Origin of the sequence: Corallococcus llansteffanensis, assembly GCF_003612055.1 — a bacterium.
GTDB lineage: Bacteria > Myxococcota > Myxococcia > Myxococcales > Myxococcaceae > Corallococcus > Corallococcus llansteffanensis.
In genome coordinates, this window is the sequence record NZ_RAWB01000159.1 from 1 (window position 1) to 17483 (window position 17483).

17 protein-coding genes and 1 pseudogene are annotated in these 17483 nt (G+C 70.6%); 5 read left to right on the forward strand and 13 right to left on the reverse strand.

Annotation, left to right across the window (positions count from 1 at the left end; all coding sequences use genetic code 11):
- Positions 1-468, forward strand: a pseudogene (locus tag D7V93_RS16855) (hypothetical protein); the annotation flags it as partial.
- Between the two features lie 15 nt (positions 469-483).
- On the opposite strand, the gene D7V93_RS16860 reads toward D7V93_RS16855, so the two are convergent.
- Positions 484-1740, reverse strand: coding sequence for an Hsp70 family protein (locus D7V93_RS16860; protein WP_120644393.1), 1257 nt, complete (start codon positions 1738-1740; stop codon positions 484-486).
- A gap of 159 nt (positions 1741-1899) precedes the next feature.
- On the opposite strand from D7V93_RS16860, the gene D7V93_RS16865 reads away from it, so the two are divergent.
- Complete coding sequence (locus D7V93_RS16865; protein WP_120644394.1) at positions 1900-2706, forward strand: hypothetical protein; 807 nt, start codon at positions 1900-1902, stop codon at positions 2704-2706.
- 97 nt (positions 2707-2803) lie between these two features.
- On the opposite strand, the gene D7V93_RS16870 is transcribed toward D7V93_RS16865, so the two are convergent.
- On the reverse strand, positions 2804-3691 hold the full coding sequence (locus D7V93_RS16870) for an RNA polymerase factor sigma-32 (protein WP_120644395.1): 888 nt from the start codon (positions 3689-3691) through the stop codon (positions 2804-2806).
- A 348-nt stretch (positions 3692-4039) separates the two neighbouring features.
- Here D7V93_RS16870 and D7V93_RS16875 point away from each other — a divergent pair, with 348 nt between their 5' ends.
- Positions 4040-4414 (forward strand): hypothetical protein, encoded by a 375-nt coding sequence (locus tag D7V93_RS16875; RefSeq protein ID WP_147451202.1) that lies wholly within the window; start codon positions 4040-4042, stop codon positions 4412-4414.
- 82 nt (positions 4415-4496) lie between these two features.
- Here D7V93_RS16875 and D7V93_RS16880 read toward each other — a convergent pair whose 3' ends face one another.
- From D7V93_RS16880 to D7V93_RS16915, 8 genes are all read right to left on the reverse strand, one after another.
- A complete protein-coding gene (locus tag D7V93_RS16880; protein WP_120644397.1) occupies positions 4497-5384 on the reverse strand; it encodes a CHAD domain-containing protein in 888 nt (295 codons plus the stop codon).
- Positions 5385-5390: 6 nt separating this feature from the next.
- On the reverse strand, positions 5391-5930 hold the full coding sequence (locus D7V93_RS16885; protein ID WP_120644398.1) for an inorganic diphosphatase: 540 nt from the start codon (positions 5928-5930) through the stop codon (positions 5391-5393).
- A gap of 93 nt (positions 5931-6023) precedes the next feature.
- Positions 6024-6524 (reverse strand): hypothetical protein, encoded by a 501-nt coding sequence (locus D7V93_RS16890; protein WP_120644399.1) that lies wholly within the window; start codon positions 6522-6524, stop codon positions 6024-6026.
- 83 nt (positions 6525-6607) lie between these two features.
- Entirely contained in the window at positions 6608-8080 is a 1473-nt protein-coding gene (locus tag D7V93_RS16895; RefSeq protein ID WP_120644400.1) for a protein adenylyltransferase SelO, read from the reverse strand.
- 20 nt (positions 8081-8100) lie between these two features.
- Positions 8101-8718, reverse strand: coding sequence for a glutathione S-transferase N-terminal domain-containing protein (locus D7V93_RS16900; protein ID WP_120644401.1), 618 nt, complete (start codon positions 8716-8718; stop codon positions 8101-8103).
- A complete protein-coding gene (locus tag D7V93_RS16905; RefSeq protein WP_208723048.1) occupies positions 8715-9590 on the reverse strand; it encodes an SDR family oxidoreductase in 876 nt (291 codons plus the stop codon). Before D7V93_RS16905 ends, D7V93_RS16900 begins: the two co-directional genes overlap by 4 nt.
- Before the next feature lie 88 nt (positions 9591-9678).
- Positions 9679-10239, reverse strand: coding sequence for a DNA starvation/stationary phase protection protein Dps (dps, locus tag D7V93_RS16910; protein ID WP_120644402.1), 561 nt, complete (start codon positions 10237-10239; stop codon positions 9679-9681).
- A gap of 164 nt (positions 10240-10403) precedes the next feature.
- Complete coding sequence (locus D7V93_RS16915; RefSeq protein ID WP_120644403.1) at positions 10404-11771, reverse strand: flavin monoamine oxidase family protein; 1368 nt, start codon at positions 11769-11771, stop codon at positions 10404-10406.
- A gap of 81 nt (positions 11772-11852) precedes the next feature.
- Here D7V93_RS16915 and D7V93_RS16920 point away from each other — a divergent pair, with 81 nt between their 5' ends.
- Entirely contained in the window at positions 11853-12344 is a 492-nt protein-coding gene (locus tag D7V93_RS16920; protein WP_120644404.1) for a DUF4442 domain-containing protein, read from the forward strand.
- Here the strand turns inward: D7V93_RS16920 and D7V93_RS47855 are convergent.
- The 3 genes from D7V93_RS47855 to D7V93_RS16930 are packed head-to-tail and all read right to left on the reverse strand — an operon-like array spanning position 12331 to position 15190.
- Entirely contained in the window at positions 12331-12597 is a 267-nt protein-coding gene (locus D7V93_RS47855) for a DUF8617 domain-containing protein (RefSeq protein WP_504739569.1), read from the reverse strand. The genes D7V93_RS16920 and D7V93_RS47855 overlap by 14 nt on opposite strands.
- Positions 12597-13994, reverse strand: a complete 1398-nt coding sequence (locus tag D7V93_RS47365; RefSeq protein ID WP_120644405.1) for a CdiA C-terminal domain-containing protein — start codon at positions 13992-13994, stop codon at positions 12597-12599. Before D7V93_RS47365 ends, D7V93_RS47855 begins: the two co-directional genes overlap by 1 nt.
- A gap of 53 nt (positions 13995-14047) precedes the next feature.
- Entirely contained in the window at positions 14048-15190 is a 1143-nt protein-coding gene (locus D7V93_RS16930; protein ID WP_120644406.1) for an esterase/lipase family protein, read from the reverse strand.
- A gap of 127 nt (positions 15191-15317) precedes the next feature.
- Here D7V93_RS16930 and D7V93_RS16935 point away from each other — a divergent pair, with 127 nt between their 5' ends.
- Positions 15318-17396 (forward strand): S46 family peptidase, encoded by a 2079-nt coding sequence (locus D7V93_RS16935; protein WP_120644407.1) that lies wholly within the window; start codon positions 15318-15320, stop codon positions 17394-17396.
- Positions 17397-17483 lie beyond the last annotated feature (87 nt).

Below are 17483 nucleotides of genomic sequence, written 5' to 3' on the forward strand. Positions count from 1 at the left end.
GCGCTGGAGGCGGGGCTGCCGCTGTTCGTGGGGTACGAGGCGACGGACGGCAGCGGGACGCCGGAGGGCGTGGAGCGCGGCGTGCGGCGCATCACGCTGCGTTCGACACAGACGCCCAACCAGAACCCGGTGATGCAGGACGTGCTGTGGAACGACGCGCCGCTGGTGGGGCCGCTGCCGCTGGACACGGAGGTGACGTTCAAGCCGGTGCTCGCGGAGGGCAGCGCGGAGGTCTACGGCACGGCGGACGGGACGAAGACGGAGCAGGTCTTCTACAGCTGGTTCGCGACGGGGGAGGGCGAGGTGAACTCATTCCGCTCGCAGGAGCCGGTGGACGGCAAGCCTGGCGACCCGACGACGACCTACCAGACGTCCAAGGCGCCCGAGCGCATCACCTTCTGGGTGGTGGCCCGCGACGGCCGGGGCGGCGTGGACTGGGCCATCCGCACGGTGGACGTGGGGCCCTGAGCGGCCCCGGCGGGCTCACCCCGCGAGCCACGAAGAGGCGCGCCCCAGGCCCTCCGCCACGGAGGTGAACGCATCCGCGGTGCGCACGCGGTCCTCGCCGAAGCGCTTCACGTACAGCTCTCGCACGGCGGGAATCTGGGACGACCCGCCCGTGAGGAACACGGCGTCAATGTCCCTGGCCTCCGGGTGCTTCGCCAACAGCCCCTCGGTGCACTGCTCCAGTTCATCCAGCAACGTGCGGCTCGCCGTGTCGAACTCCGCGCGCGTCATCGGCTCGTGCAGCTGGATGCGCCCCTCCTCGAAGTCGATGGTCGCCACGTCCTCGCTCGACAGGCGCACCTTCGCCGCTTCGATGGACCGGAACAGCCGGTAGCCCAGGTTGTCCATCACCAGGTCGTAGAGCGCTTGAATCTCGGCCGGACGGTCGCTCGTGTCGAGCATCACCTCCAGCAGCTCCTGCGTGGACTTCTCCCGGATGAACGACATCTCGTGCCAGTTCAGGAGCTTCGCTAGCACGTGCTGGGGAATGGGCAGCCGCTTGTGGCTGAAGCCCTTCACCTTGTAGGTGGACCCCGCCCCGAAGCGCGGCAGCAGCTTGTGCCGCATGATCTCCGCGTCGAACCGGTCACCACCGATGCGCACGCCCGTGGACCCCACCACGTCCGGCCTGCGGTCCAGGTTCCCCCGCCGCGACGGCCCCAGCTTCATCAACGTCAGGTCCGTGGTGCCGGCGCCGAAGTCCGCCACCAGCACCAGCTCGTCCCGCGTCAGCCGCGCCTCGTACGCGAGCGCCGCCGCGATGGGCTCGATGAGGAACTGCACGTGCGTGAAGCCCGCGAGCTCCGCCGCCTTGCGCAGCCTCTTCTCCGCCAGTGCGTCCGCATCCGGATCCGGGGTGAACACCGCCGGCCGCCCCAGCACCACCGCGTCCGGCGGCTCGCCCAGGTGCGCCCCGGCCGACTCCCGCACGCGGCGCAGCAGGATGGCGACCAGGTCCTCGATGGTGAACGTGCGCCCCTTCACCTGCGTCGCCCGGAAGGACGTGCTGTGCAGGAAGGACTTCACGGACTGGATGAACCGCCCGTTGTTGTCCTCCAGGTACCGGTTGATGGCATCCGCGCCCGCGAAGATCTCCTTCTCGTCCTCCGCGAAGAAGAGCACGGAGCGGAACAGCCGCGGCTCCGGCGTGTGGGGCTGCAGGGGCAGCACGGTGCCATCCGGCAGGGCCAGGGCGGTGTTGCTGGTTCCGAAGTCGAGTCCACAGGCGCGCATGGGGGGGCGCCCCTTATCGCCATTCCTCCGGGCGCGGTAGCCCCAAAGTGATCGCCTGCCGCACGGAAGGCAGGTCTCCAGGCGCTCGCGTCACCCTGACTTGGTTCCCCACGGGCGCTCGCCATCTTTGCCGTGTCTTCCCTTCGACAGGAGAACCCCATGAAATCGCGCGCAGGATGGCTGACAGCGGGAGTCGCGGCACTGGTGGTGGGCACCGCCTGCCAGGACGGCGACCGCGACCGTCGGGAGACCACCGGTACCAAGGTCTCGGCGAACCAGGAGGTGGAACAGGCCCAGGAGCGCTCGGAGAAGGCCTTCGACAGCGCGCGCGACGCCCAGAAGGAAGCCTCCAACCAGCAGCGCGAGGCCGCCAACGCGCAGGAAGACCTCCAGCGCAAGCAGCAGGAGCTGCAGCAGGCGCAGGCCAAGGCGCAGAAGGAGGCCCAGGAGGCGCAGGCCAGCCAGCAGCAGGCCCAGTCGAGCACCCAGCAGGCCCAGTCGGTCGCCCAGCAGGCGCAGGCCAGCGCGCTCGAAGCGCAGCGCCGGCTCCAGCAGGGCCTGACGGTCCCGCAGCGCGAGGTCGTGGGCCAGAACGCCCCCGTCCAGCCGCCGGCCGGCTCCGCGCAGCAGCCCCAGGCCGTGGCGTCGCCGCAGGCCGCGCCGGAGCAGCAGATCTCCGGGCAGGTGCTGAGCGCGAGCGACCAGGAGGTGCTGCTCAGCCAGCGCGGTGAGCCGCAGCTGCGCCTGAAGATTGGCCCCTCCACGCAGGTGCAGGTGGATGGCCGCGACGCGAGCGCGGCGGACATCCAGGAGGGCGCGCAGGTACGAGCCTCCTACCGCACCGACGCGAACAGCGGGGAGCCGCAGGCGCTGCGCATCGAGGCCCAGTCCCAGGCCCAGCCCGCGGCGCCCGCCGCCCCGGAGAGCGGCGAGTCCTCGCCCGGCGCCGTCCCGCGGCAGCAGTAACTAACAGGAGCCCGGACATGCCACGGCCCCGTGCCTTCGCGCTTCCCACGCGAGGGTCCGGGGCCGTGCCGTGTCGCAGGGTGCTACGCCTCGCGCGTTACGCCGCGAGCTCCGCCTGGTCCAGGCCGGCCTCGGCCATCAGGTTCGCCAGCTCCGCCTTCAGCTTGTCCTTGGCGCGGATCTCCAGCTGACGGGCGCGCTCGCGGGAGAAGCCGAAGTGCTCGCCCAGCTCGCTCAGGGTCATCTCCGAGTCGCTCATCACGCGCTGCTCGATGATGAAGCGCTCGCGCGGATCCAGCCGCGTCAGGGCGCGCTGCACCAGCGTGCGGGTGATGCCCGCCTGCTGCCGGTCCGCGACCTCGTCGCCGTGGGAGGCGACGTCGGACTCGACGAAGTCCAGGTGCGTGGCGTCCCCGTCCTCACCGACCGGCGCGTCCAGGGACAGGTCCCGGCCGCCCATGCGCTGCTCCATCTCGCGCACCTCGGTGGGCTTCACGTTCAGCTTGCGGGCGATCTCCTCCGCGTTGACGATGTGGCCGTCGCCAGCGCCCATCTTCTCCAGCTCGCGGCGGGTGCGGGCCAGGCTGAAGAACAGCCGGCGCTGCGCCTGCGTCGTGCCCAGCTTCACCAGGCTCCAGTTGCGCAGCACGTAGTTCTGGATGTACGCGCGGATCCACCACACCGCGTAGGAGATGAGGCGGATGCCCTTCTCCGGGTCGAACTTCTGCACGGCCTTCATCAGGCCGATGTTCGCCTCCTGGATGAGGTCCGACATCTTCAGGCCGTAGGAGCGGTACTCGTACGCCACCTTCACCACGAAGCGCAGGTTGCTCGTCACCAGGTGGTGGCCCGCGGACAGGTCGCCGGCGCGGAAGCTGCGGGAGAGCGCCTGCTCCTCCTGCGGGCTCAGCAGCGGGTACTGGTTGATCTCCGAGAGGTACGTGGAGAGCGAGTCAGCAGAAGAGAAGGAGTTGGAAGCCTGCATGGGGGTCTCTCGGGGAAGAGGGCGGGATGTGTTCCGCGCGTTTGCTGCGACGGGGAGACCTTTAGCAATGCAGGTGCCAATGCCAGCGGACGGCCAACCTCAATGATTCTGGTGAGTTGCGCGAAAAGGCTTCGATGCTTAGGGCGGAAACCGGCAGTTTTTACAGAGCCCTGATCCGAAGCTTCTTCCGGGTGCCCTGAAGGGAGGGTTGTCTGACCTCCGACCTGGGCTCCGCGGAGATCACAATCCCTCACCGAGGTAGGCAGGAGATAGGGACGCCCATACCCCCACACCAGGGGTGCGGGAGGCCGAGTGTCCGGAAAAGGCGCGTGCTAGGAGCCTGCCCCCATGAGGACCCACCGAGCAGTCGTGATGGCAGCGTCGTTCCTGATGTTCCCGCTCATGGCCTGCACCACGGCGAAGGCCACGGCGTTCGCGCTGCCCATGGAGCGCGCGACGGAGTGCCGGAGCCTCTGCGAGCAGATCGACATGAAGCTGGGCGCGGTGGTCATCATCATGAACTCCGCCGGCTGCGTGTGTGAGCCGAAGTCGGCGGAGGGCATGAGCCCGGCGGTGTCCGGCGCGGCGGCGGCGGCGGGCGGGGCCCTCATCCAGGCCAACGCGGAGGTCAACGCGGAGGAGTCCCGTCGCCGGGAGGCCGCGCGCCAGGAGTCCTCCCAGGGCAGGAGCCCGGGCACGGGCCCCGGCCCCTCCCATCACTGAAGGGGCCCGGCGGACTGGGCCGCCGTCGCGGACGCGGTGAGCGGCAGGGGGCTCCCGGCGACGAGGCCGGGAGTGGAGAGGCTCAGGTCAACGCCTTGCGCAGCCGCCTGGGGATGGCCTCCGCGTGCCAGCGCTGCACCTCGCGGGCGATCTCGGCGGACCGCTCCGCGCGCTCCTCGCGGGCGCGGGGCAGCAGCTTGCGCGCGGCCTTTCGCTGGGCGGGCGGGGCCTCGGCGGCGGCGCGCTCGAACAGCTCCAGCCGCACGTCCGCGTCGTGCAGCTCGCCCAGCCCATCCTGCAGGGGCACCAGCACCTCCAGCAGCGCGCCCACGGTGCGGCGGATGGCGGGCTGGAAGATCTCCAGCTCGTAGCGCAGCTTCTTCAACTCCTTGCGCAGGGCGTGCGCGGACGCGGCGTCAGGGGCGTCCGCGTAGCGCTCCAGGCGCTTCTCCACGCGGCGCAGGCGCTGGCGCAGGTGGCCTCGCACCTGCTTGCCGGCGAAGCGGTGGCCGTCCTCCAGCGTGTCCAGGCGCTTCAACAGGCGCGGCACGGTGCGCGCCGTCCAGCGCTCCAGCTCCGCGCGCAGCTTCTTCTCCTTCGCCTCCAGGCTGGACAGGTGGGTCTTGCGCAGGCCGGCCAGGGCCTTCACCGCGTCCTTCTTGCCCTTCGCGGCGGTGCCCATCCACGCGTCCTGGACGTGCAGGTCGCGCACGGCGCCCAGCGCGTCCTGGAGGCGCTTCACGTCCACCTCCACGCGGGTGAGCTTCCCGGTGGCGTGGAACACCTGGAGCGCGGCGCGCAGGCGGCGGGTGGCCACGCGCATGTCGTGCACGCCATCCTCGTCCAGCTCGCCGTCGAGCTGGGCCTCCGGGTGGCGCGCGTCGGCCAGGCGTCCGGCGAGGATGCGGCGGGCGGCGTCACCCAGCGCGGTGTCGGGACCCAGGCCCCGGATGGGAGTGGGAGGAGGCATGCCGCGTCAGTCCTCCTTCAGGGTGTATTGCTGCACCAGGCGCTCGGCGGAATCGGGGCCTTCCCACCCGAGGACGCGCGCGTCCTTGTCCGCGAAGTGCACCACCGCGAGGAAGAAGTGCTCCAGCTCCTCCCGCTCGCGCTGGGACAGGTCCTGGTAGGAGCGCAGGCCGTCCGCGCGCGCGGCGTTCACCGGGACGAGCAGGATGCGGTCATTGCGCTCGCGCTCGCCTTTCTGACTGTCGCGCTTCTTCTGGTCCACCATCAGCACGCCCAGCGGCCGGCAGGGCAGCACGACGCCGGGCCACGTGGGCACGTCCCAGTACACCAGCGCGTCCAGCGGATCTCCGTCCGGGCCCTGCGTGCTGGGGATGAAGCCCCAGTCGAACGGGTAGCGGAAGCCGCGCGTCAGGGGACGCGACAGGGTGAAGGCCTGGAGCTTTGGCTCGTACTTGAGCTTCACCGTCGAACCGCGAGGCGACTCGACGACGACGTGCAACGCATCCTGGAAGCCGCGCAGGGGCAGGCGGGTGAAGTCGGTGGCCATGGACCTTCAAGGCTTGCGTCGCGCCTGCCTGACGGCAAGTGCCCGGGCAGGGCGGGATTCACTCGTCAACCCTGGGCCGCGCCTGCGAGGGCCCTACCCGACGGGCCGGCCCAGGGGCAGCGACGCTTCACGCCGCGCGAGCAGCCGCTTCGTCGCCCGCGCCGCGGCGAGTCCCCCCAGCGTGTACCAGGCCACGGTGAGCCAGGCGGTGGACGGTCGCGCGCGCGACGGCGCCTTCCCCAATCCCATCCGTGGCGGCAGCACCACCGCGCCCAGTCCGGCGAGCAATCCCAGCACCGCGCCGCGCAGGTAGGGCCTCTTGGGACGACCCACGGCGACGAGCGAGAAGAAGAGGCCGTTGGACACCAGGTCGCCCGCCAGCGTCTGCCGGTGCAGCTGCCTGCCCTTGGCGGGCTCGCCGCCGAAGAAGCGGACGCCCTTCGCCAGGGCGCGCATGCCCAGCACATCCATGCGAGGCGGATGCTTCAGGACGCGCCGTGCGCTCTCGTGCACCAGCGTGAGCGCGGTGGCGCCGACAAGGCCCGGACCGAGGGCGCGGAACACGAGGCGGGGCGGGACAGGAGGTTCGATCATGCCCTCCAAGCTAGGCACCCCGCTCCCCGGCTTCCCATCAAGAGGCGCCCGCCTGCCTGCTGGGCATCCGGTGCCAGCGCGCGTCAGGAACTGCAGCTCACCACGAGGTGTCGTCCCCAGGACGGAGGCGCGGCCGCGTAGGGCTCCGAACCCGGGTGTTCGTCGAAGGGCGCGGACACCAGCGCGAGCACCCGGTCCACCTCCGCGAAGTCCCCCTCCTGCGCGCGGGCGATGGTCTGCTGCGCCACCCAGTTGCGCAGGACGTACTTCGGGTTGACGCGGTCCAGGCGCGCGTGGCGCATGGCGTCCTCGCTGCCCTCGGAGGCCAGCCGTGCCCGGTAGCGCGCGGCCCACGCGTCGAAGCCCTCCGGCGGCAGGAAATGGTCGCGCAGCGGCGCGTTGAGCGCGTCGGGCCGCGAGTCGAACCGGTTCAGCGCGCGGAAGAAGCGCGGGTAGTCCACGTGCGAGCCCGCCATCAACGCGAACAGGTCCTCCACGAGCGCGCGGTCCCCATCGCGGGCCTCCGTGAGCCCCAGCTTCTCGCGCATGCGCGCGAGGAAGTGCGCGGCGAACGAGGGCTGGAAGGCGCCCAGCGCGGCGCGGGCTTCCTCCTCGGAGAGGAGGGTCAGCAGCGCTTCCCCCAGGCAGGCCAGGTTCCACAGCGCGACGCGCGGCTGCTGGTCGAACGCGTAGCGGCCCTGCGGGTCGGAGTGGTTGCAGATGAAGCCGGGCTCGAAGTCGTCCAGGAAGCCGTAGGGCCCGTAGTCCAGCGTGAGCCCCAGGATGGACATGTTGTCGGTGTTCATCACGCCGTGCGCGAAGCCCACCGCCTGCCACCCCGCCACGAGCCGGGCGGTGCGCTCCACCACCTCCGCGAAGAAGCGCGCGTGGCGGCCCTCCGGTCCCTGCTCCAGCAGATGCGGGAAGTGGTGGGTGATGACGTGGTCGGCGAGCGTGGCCACGTGGCCGGGCTGCCCGGTGTGGTGGAAGAACTCGAAGGTGCCGAAGCGCACGTGCGACGGCGCCAGCCGCACCAGCATCGCGCCCGTCTCCACGTCCTCGCGGTACACCGGCGTGCGGCTGCCCAGCACGCACAGCGCCCGCGTGGTGGGGATGCCCAGGGCGTGCAGGGCCTCGCCGGCCAGGTACTCGCGCAGGGTGGAGCGCAGCACCGCGCGCCCGTCGCCTCCGCGCGAGAAGGGCGTGGGGCCGCCTCCCTTCAGGTGCAGGTCCCACTTCGCGCCGTCGGGGGCGCGCACCTCGCCCAGGAGCAGCGCGCGGCCGTCTCCCAGGCGCGGCACGTACCCGCCGAACTGGTGCCCCGCGTACACCATGGCCAGGGGCTCCATGCCGGGCAGGGGCCGGGCCCCGCCGAACACCCGCGTGAACTCCGGGTGCGTCGCCGCGTCCGCGTCCAACCCCAGCAGCCGCAGCGCCGCCGGGTTCACGCTCACCACGTGCGCGTCCGGGAAGGGCGCGGGGGCCACCCGGGCGGCGAACCCGGGCGGCAGGCGGGCGTAGGTGTTGTCGAAGACGAGCTGTTCGAGCGGGGCCATGGCCTGGGCAACGACTTGCGTCAGGGGACCTGCATGCCCCGCTGCACGGCGGGACGGCTGCCCACGCGGTGCAGGTACTGGGGGATGCTGTGCAGGTCCTGGAAGAGCTCAGGGAAGAAGTTGCGCCCGGCCATCAGCCACGGGTACGTGGCGATGTCCGCGATGGAGTAGGTGGTGGCCAGGTAGTCGCGCGAGCCCAGCTGCCGGTCCAGCACGCCCAGGATGCGTTTGGCCTCCTTCTGGTAGCGCTCGATGGCATAGGGAAGCTTCGCGGGGGCGGCGAGGCTGAAGTGGTGGAGCTGGCCAATCATGGGCCCCACGCCGCCCATCTGGAACATCAGCCACTGCGTCACTTCCGCCTTGCCGCGCGCGTCCGTGGGCATCAGCGCGCCCGTCTTCTCCGCGAGGTACAGCAGGATGGCGCCGGACTCGAAGATGGCCAGCGGACGGCCCCCGGGCGCCGTGTGGTCCACGATGGCCGGGATCTTGTTGTTGGGGTTGATGGCCAGGAACTCGGGCTTGAACTGCTCACCCTTGCCGATGTCCACCGACTTGACGTTGTAGGGGATGCCCAGCTCTTCCAGGGCGATGGAGATCTTGCGGCCGTTGGGCGTCTTGAACGTGTACAGGTCGATCATGTCGTCACTCCCGTGAGCTGTTCGCTCACCTGCCAGAGCCGCTCCGCGAGCGCTTCGTCCCGGGCTGCGGACGAAGGCTTCGCCTTGCGGCATTTGATGAAGTACTCCCCGCTGATGTCCGCGACCTCGGGCGAGGACGCCAGGTACACCGACGTCCGCGCGCCCTTCTCCGCGGAGACCATGAACGGCGCCCCCAGCTGCACGACGTAGCGGAAGAAGCCCTGGCTGTTGTGCCCGAAGCCCGTGCGCACCAGCCCCGGGTGCAGCGCGTTCGCGGTCACCCGCGTGCCCTGGAGGCGCTTCGCCAGCCCCCGGGTGAACAGGATGTTGGAGAGCTTGGCGTTGCCGTAGACGCGGATGCCGTCGTAGCGCTGGTGCTCCGTCTGCGGATCATCCAGGAAGCGGGCGTTCGCGAAGCGGTGCCCCTCCGACGACACGTTGATGATGCGCGCCGGTCCGCTGGCCACGAGCAGGTCGCGCAGCAGGTGTGTGAGCAGGAAGTGGGACAGGTGGTTCGTGGCGAACGTGGCCTCGTAACCATCCACCGTCACCTGTCGCCGGTCGATGATGAGGCCCGCGTTGTTGACGAGCACGTCCAGGCGCTGATGGCGGGCGCGGAATGCGTCGGCCAGCGCGCGTACGGAGGCAAGCGACGACAGGTCCGCGAGCAGCGACTCCACGCGCGCCTGCGGAGCGGCTTCGCGCACGGCGGCGACGGTGGCGGCCGTGCGGGCCTCGTCACGGCCGGACAGCACCAGCGTGGCCCCGCGCCGGGCCAGCGCCTTCGCTGTCTCCTGGCCGATGCCGCCGGTGGCCCCGGTGATGAGGCACACCTTGCCCTCCAACCGGTCGTCCTGTGCCTGTGCCGACATGGGGCGCGTCCTCCTGGAATCCGGGGACGCGTTCTATACGGACTGGGGCTTCCCCGCGCAGGAGAACCTGCGCGGGGTGGTGCGACGGTCAGGTCGCGGCCTGGCTGATGTCCTCGGCGCGGCCCCGGCGGGTGCCGCCCCGGGGCGGAGTGGTGACGCCCACGCGGGCATCGCCGTTGAGGTGGCTCTCCAGGAACCAGAGGTCCTCCTCGGTCTCGCCCAGCGTCTGGGTGAGGATGTCCGCGGTGACCGGGTCGTTCACTTCATCCGACTTGGTGATGCCGTCGCGGAGGCTGGCGGCGTAGCGGCCGACGCGCTCGACCAGCGCGCGGATGTGCGCCTCGCCGTCCACGGCCTGCAGGTCGTACTCGGGCAGCTGGCTGTTGTTGCTGGCCAGGCGGATGGTGCCCTGGGCGTAGCCACCCAGCGCGCCCGCGCGTTCAGCGTAGGAGTCCGCGTGCTTGCGCGCGTGCTTGGCCACCTCGTCGAAGAGCAGGTGCCGGCTGTAGAAGTGCGTGCCGCGGATGTTCCAGTGCGCCTGCTTCACCTGCCAGTGCAGGTCGACGGCGTTGGCGAGCAGCGTGTTGAGCATGTCGATGAGCTCTTCGCGCGCGTCCTGGGGAAGGTTCACGTGGCTGGTGGAGTACATGGTCCGTATCCCTCGTTATGTGGTTTGCGCGCGGCAGGGCGTCGACATGACGTCGCGGCGCTTCCGGAAGGGTGGGGACGGCCTGCTTCCGACGCCACGGCGGTCCAGGCCCTGCCTGGTCGCACGGCCGGCCTGGAGGGCAGACGACCGGACGGCCCGGGCGCTCAGGCGCCGGGAGCAGTCAGGCGGGCGGCCAGCTCCGTGGCCGCGCGCTCGCCGGACTCCACCGCCCCATCGAGATAGCCGCAGCCCTCGATGGCCGTCTCCGTGCCCGCCCAGTGCACCCGGCCGAACGGGGCCCGCAGCGCGTCGCCGACGGCGGTGAGCGTGCCGGGGCGGGGCAGGCCCACGTAGCAGCCGGTGCTGAACGCCTCCGCCTTCCAGTCCAGCTCCGCCACCGCGAGGGGCGCGAGGGCCTGGGGGCCGAAGAAGCGCGCGAAGCCCTCCAGCGCGGCCCGGTGGATGTCGGCGGCGGGGCGGCCGGTCCACGCGCGCGCGGTGTCGCCCAGGAAGAAGCCCACGAGCGCGGGGTGATGTCCGCCGGAGCCGCAGTCGTCGAAGCACAGCCGCACGGGGCCCACGTCGCTGACGGCCTCGCCGGACAGGCCCGCCTCGCGCCAGAAGGGCGTGGCGTAGGTGGCCACGACCTTGATGACGCTGCCCATGGGCAGGTCCGCGTGGACGCGGCGGCGGCCGGCGGGGAGGTCCGCGCCGAAGTCGATGCGTTCGGCGAGCGCGGGCGGCGTGGCCACCACGGCGTAGCGCGCGCGGAAGGTCCGGCCGTCCTCGGTGGTGACGGTGACGCCGCGCGCGTCCTGGAGGACGGCGCGCACGGGAGCGGAGAGGAGGACGCGGCCCGGGGGCAGCTTCTCCGCGAGCCGCCGTGAGAGGGATTGCGCGCCGTCCACGAAGCGCTCCGCCTGGGCGCCGCCCTCGATTTCGGTGAGGGGCATGAGGCCGCCGTTGGAGTGCACGTAGGAGAGGAAGTGCAGGAACGACAGCTCCGACGGCTCCGCGGCGAACACCGCGCGGGTGGCGATGTCCAGCGCGGCGCGAGCGCCCCACGTGGGCACATGGCGCTGCTTCCACTCCTCCACGGTGAGGGCGTCCCACTCGGCGGCGCGGGGCGCGGCGGCGGGCCGCTCCCGGGGGACGCGCTTCGCCAGGCCATCCAGCTTCCACACCGTGCGTTGCAGGTCCAGGAGCGACAGGAGGGGCAGCGACGGCACCTTGCCCTTGTACGTGCGGCGCTCGCCGCGGACCTCCAGCACCTTGGTGCCCTGGTGGTGCTGAGGGAAGCGGGCAAGGCCCAGGCCGTCCGCGAGCCGCAGGACGTGGCGCTGGCGGGGGCCCACCCACTGGCCGCCCAGGTCCACGAGTCCGCCGCCCACGTCGCGGGTGAGGGTGCGGCCGCCCACGCGGTCGCGCGCCTCCAGCACGGCCACGGTGGCGCCGGTGCGGGAGATGTCCCGGGCGGCGGTGAGGCCCGCGAGGCCCGCGCCGATGACGACCACGTCCACGCTGGTGTCCATAGGGCCGCGGACTCTATGCCGGAAGCGCCGCGTGGCTAGGATGCGCGTGGGAGTCGTTCGTCGGGAAGGGTGGAGGACTGGATGTTCGCGTTGGAGATGGTGGAGAAGGTGCGGCAGGTGTCACCGGGCGCGGCGAACGCGCTGACGACGCTCGCGGTGAAGAACATCGTCCCGCTGGCGGCGGCGATGGGCTACCGGGTGGACGAGGTGACGGACGCGCGCGTGAGGGCGACGGTGCCGCTCAACCGCAAGACGAAGAACCACGTGGGCAGCGTGTACCTGGGCGCCCAGGTGACGGTGATGGAGTTGACGATGGGCGTGATGCTCTTCCGCCGCTTCCCGCCCAGCCAGTACAAGCTGCTCGTCAACCGCATGGAGGTGGTGTTCCACGCGAAGGCGAAGAGCGCGGTGAGCGCGGTGTGCGAACCCCCGGAGGAGGTGCTGGCGGGGCTCGCGTCCGCGCTCAAGGCGAAGGGCGACAAGGCGGAGGCGTGGATCCCCGTGCAGCTTCTGGGCACCGACGGCCAGCGCGTCGCGGAGGCGCGCTTCCTGGCGGTCTTCAAGCGCGGTTAGGAGCGGGCTTCCCTTCGGGAGGGCGTGCGGGAAGGTATTCCTCTGGCGGGGCAGAGAAGCCATTCCAGAACACCCAGAGTCGACGACAATGGGGGCATTTGAGGAAGCTGTTCATGGCCGCGTAGACGGCCTCCGCGTCGACCTGCCCCGAGAACTGGTCGAAGGCCGGGTCCGAGATGAAGAGCCACTCATCAGGACAGGGGATCTGGCCGTACGCAATCCGTTGACCACACCTGCAGTCCAAGCTCGGCACTAGTTGCCTCCCAGGATGATCACATCCTGAATGTGGGTTGCTCCCGCTCCGCGTACCCGTTCCAGGACATTGCCAAGCTCCGCACGTGTCACGGAGGTCTGGCTCAGGTCGAGCACGACGCCTTCAGCCTGCGAGTTCTTCTTGGCAATCGCCGAGACGATGCGATTCGCATTGGAGGTCGTGGGCGTATACACGTCATAGGGAACACCGTTGACCAGGAGGTCCGAGGTGCCTCCCGCCTCTCGTGTTCCCCTGGGCGGACGCAGCACGACGTTGCTCCCGGCGTCGGCCAGGGCCCGCGCCGAGTTCAATTCGCTCGGAGAATAGTTCCCTCCTGGGAGGACCTGCAGGCTCCCTCCGTTCGGCCGCTGCCCGCCGTCCGCCGCTGCCGAAAGGACGTAGAGACGGCCCGCGCCCGTTCCCATGGCAGTGGCCACCTGTCCCAAGGGAAGCGCGATGCGCTCGATGACCAGCGCGCCTTCCGCGGAGAGAGACAGCACGGGCACCGTGGCTTCCGCGCCGCCCATCGTCACGGTCAACGTGCGTGTGGCACCCTTGGTGACGCCTCCCCCCATGGAGAGGATCGTCGTGAGCTTCGCGACAGCCTTTATCTGCTCCCCGCGCGTCATGTTCTGGAAGCGCTCCAGGTACTCCGGAGAGGAAGCGACGAGGGACGCAACCCCCGCTGGTAGCTGCCGCAGCGCCCAGAAGCTGTCCGTTGGAGAGGTGAAGAGCTTCCCGATGGCCATGACCAACTCGAAGAAGGCCTCGCCGGCGCCATCCAGGGAGCGGTTGATGATGTCCGCGTCGTTGTAGATCTCGGCCAGGGGCCTCCAGCCCGTGGCCTGAAGCCGCTCGTCCGCTGGAAGAAACACGTCTCCTTCGACAACGTAGAACCGGCCCAACTCGAAGTTCCCGGCCCGCAGGGCGCCATCCCGCCATTCCACGGGTGCCACATGCTGTTGCGTAAGCCCTGTATCGACCCATGCGAGGTAACCATCCGGCCGGAGCACCGCGACCCGCTTCCGATGGAAGCGCTCCACCCGATGCAGCAACGCATCGCGCGACACCGCGCCGCCTTCCAGCACCTCGCGCAGCACGAGGCTTGCTCCCATGCGAGGCGGGAAGTGGCCCATGGTCAGCGGCTTGTTCAGCAGGATGGCCAGCAGCCGCGCCGCCTGCCTGGGCGTGAGGGGCGCGTCTCTCAAGGGAAGCTCATCCCAGGGCTCCAGGCCTGCCAGTAGCAGCAGTCGCTCGAAGGCATCCGGTTGTCCCAGTGGAGTGGGCGAGAAGCGAGAGCCGTCGTCCAGCAGGGGATCCTGCTCCGCCGTTGGAGTCAGGGAAGCACAGCCCGACATGAACAGGGCCGCGCACAACACCAGCGTCTCCACACGCATTGTTCCATCCTTCAGCCCGACTTCCGCGCCCCTCCGCCGGTGTTCAAGCGCGGCTAGCGCGGCGGCTCTTCCTCCATCAGGAAGTCGCCAATGGCCTTCCACATGGCCTCGAACTGGGGCCTCCGGAAGCCCGAGCCGGAGATGAGCCAGTCCACGTGCGGGGGCTGGTGCGCCGGCTGGTCGAAGTGGCCAATGGCATCCAGGTGGTCCGCTCTCACCGCCGCCAGCACGCGCCCGTACACCTGCGAGCGCGTGGGCACGATGCCGTCGCACGCGGTGGGGCCCGGCATCGCGCCGTAGGCCTGCACCAGCGCCGCCGTCTGCGCGGGCGTGTGCAGGGGCAGTTGCGTCAGCGGCATGCGCTGCGTCTGCCCGTACACGAACGCGTAGATGGTGTGCGTGAGCTGCGCGTACGGGTCCATGCCCGCCGCCAGCCGCGTACGGAACGACGGCGGCCGGGCCTGCGTCACCACCGAGCCGTACCTCACGCCGGGCCGGTCGTGCGTGGAGGCGTTGAACAGGTCGATGCCTTCGGGCGTGAGCTGCGGGATCAACGACGTGTCGCGCCCCACGTCTCCCAGGAACTTCGTCACCGCGTCGCGCCGCTCGCTGGAGAAGTCCCCCAGGAGCTGATCATAGAGCTGATCCAGCAGCGTCGCCTTCCACCCCAGCTGATCATCCGCGCGCGCCATCAGGTGCCCGAAGCGGAACACCACGCTCAACGGCAGCCGGCCGAACCGCAGCACGTACATGGTGAACAGCGACAGGAGCTTCAGCAGCTGCTGGCCGAACAGCCCCAGGAAGAACGTGGCCAGCGGGGTGCCCGCGTGCGGCGCGGACAGCGTCACCACCGTGCGCACCCGGCGCGCGAAGGGCTCCAGCTCCAGTCCCTCCGCCAGCTGCGCCCCGGGGCTCACGAACAGCCGGGCGTCCAGCCCGCCGGTGGAGTGGCCCACCAGGTGGATGGGGCCGTCGTCGCCGGAGGCCGTGTCGTTCACGGCCTTGAGCAGGTCCGCGGTGCGCTGGCGGATGGACGCCGTGGGGTGGGAGACGACCGTCACCACCTCCGCGTCCACCCCCCTGCGGGCCAGGTCCTTCTTCAGGAACTCGTACGCGTGGCCGAAGTAGAGGAGCTCGCCCAGGTTGGTGAAACCGAAAAAACCGGGGACGAGGTACACGTGGTGCTTCGCGGACATTGCGCCCCAGCATACCCGACCCCCCGCGCACCGGCTTGGAATACCCGGCGGCCTGCCCGGTTGACGCGCGCCCGTCCGCATTGCCAGAACCGGACGCCTTTTCCCTCTTGCCCAAGGAAGACTCCCCGTGAACCGCAGACTGCTCGCGCTCGGCCTGCTGTTGTCCCTCCCCGCCTCCGCGGAGGAGGGCATGTGGACCTACGACGCCTTTCCCGCCGACGCGGTGAAGAAGGCCTACGGCTTCGCGCCGGACCTGGCCTGGCTGGACAAGGTGCGCCTGGGCTCGGTGCGGCTCGCGGGCGGCTGCTCGGCGAGCTTCGTGTCGCCGGACGGCCTGGTGATGACGAACCACCACTGTGTGCGCAGCTGCATCGAGGACCTGACGACCGCGAAGGACGACCTGCTCGCGAAGGGCTTCCAGGCGAAGTCCGCGAAGGAGGAGCGGCGCTGTCCCAAGATTGAAGCCAACCAACTGGTGGAGATGACGGACGTCACCCCGCGGATGAACACCGCGACGAAGGGCCTCACGGGCGCCGCCTTCAACACCGCGCTCAAGAAGGAGACGGCCGCGGTGGAGGCCGCGTGCGCCACCGGCAACGACGTGAGATGTGACGTGGTCACGCTCTACAACGGCGGCAAGTACCAGCTCTACAAGTACCGCCGCTTCCAGGACGTGCGGCTCGTCTTCGCGCCCGAGTTCTCCATGGCCGCCTTCGGCGGGGACGCGGACAACTTCAACTTTCCGCGCTTCGGCTACGACGTGGCCTTCATGCGCGTGTGGGACGGCGAGGCCCCGGCGAAGAGCCCGCACTACCTGCCGTGGGCGAAGGAGGGCGTGAAGGAGGGCGAACTCGTCTTCGTCTCCGGCCACCCCGGCGGCACCGAGCGCAAGAGCACCGTGGCGGAGCTGGAGTTCCAGCGCGACGTGGCGCTGCCCAACACCCTGCTGTCGCTGGCGGAGATGCGCGGAATGCTGCGCGAGTACGCCAGCGGCTCGCCGGACCGCTACCGGCTGGCGCGCTCGCGCCTGCGCGGCGTGGAGAACGGCCTCAAGGCGCTGAAGGGCCGGCAGCAGGCGCTGGCGGACCCCGCGCTGCTCGCGCGCAAGCGGCAGGAGGAGGCGGAGCTGAAGAAGCGCATCGACGCGAACCCCCAGGCGAAGGCCTCCACCCAGGGCATGTGGGAGGAGACGGCCCGCGCGCTCGACACGTGGCGCCGGACGATGGACGACCACCGGATGAAGGGGGCAGGGGACGCGTTCCGCTCGGAGCTGTTCACCCACGCGCAGCAATTGGTGCGCGCGGCGGAGGAGCTGCCCAAGCCCAACGCGGAGCGCCTGCGCGAGTACACCGACGGCCAGCTCCCCGCCCTGCGCCAGCAGCTGCTGCGCGAGGCGCCCATCCCCCCGGAGCTGGAGACGCTGGGGATGACGTTCGGCTTCAACAAGCTGCGCGAGACGCTGGGCGCGGATGACCCGTTCGTGCGCCTGGTGCTGGGCAAGGAGGCGCCGGCGGACCTCGCGCGCTCGCTGGTGCGCGGCACGAAGCTGGGCGACGTGAACGTGCGCAAGGCGCTGCTGGAGGGCGGCAAGGCCGCGGTGGAGGCCTCCAAGGATCCGATGATCCTCCTGGCGCGCAAGGTGGACGCGGAGACGCGCGCGTCGCGCAAGCAGTACGAGGACACGGTGGAGGCGGTGCTCAAGCGCAACGGCGAGCGGCTCGCGAAGGCGTACCTCGCGGTGAACGGCACGTCCGGCGCGCCGGATGCGACCTTCACGCTGCGGCTCAACTACGGCCAGGTGAAGGGCTGGGACGACAACGGCAAGCCCGTGCCCGCGCTGACGACGTTCGGCGGCGCATACGGACGCGACACGGGCAAGGACCCCTTCAAGCTGCCCGACCCGTGGGTGAAGGCGAAGGGGAAGGTGCCGGAAGGGACGCCGCTCGACATGGCGACGACCAACGACATCATCGGCGGCAACTCCGGCTCGCCGGTGGTGAACCGCGACGGGCAGGTGGTGGGCCTCATCTTCGATGGCAACCTGCCGTCGCTGGGCGGCCGCTACGCCTACGTGCCCGAGTCCAACCGCGCGGTGGCGGTGCACGGCGACGGCATCCTCGCCGCGCTGGAGCACGTGTACGGCGCCACCCGCGTCGTCAACGAGCTGAAGGGCGCGCAGCAGGCGCCCGTGGCTCCGGGCCGCTGACGAAGGACGCGCCGGGGGGGATCCCATGTGCCCCAGGTCTTGAAAGTGTGTTGATGATGGGCGCATGTCGTCGCCCCCGGCCCATCC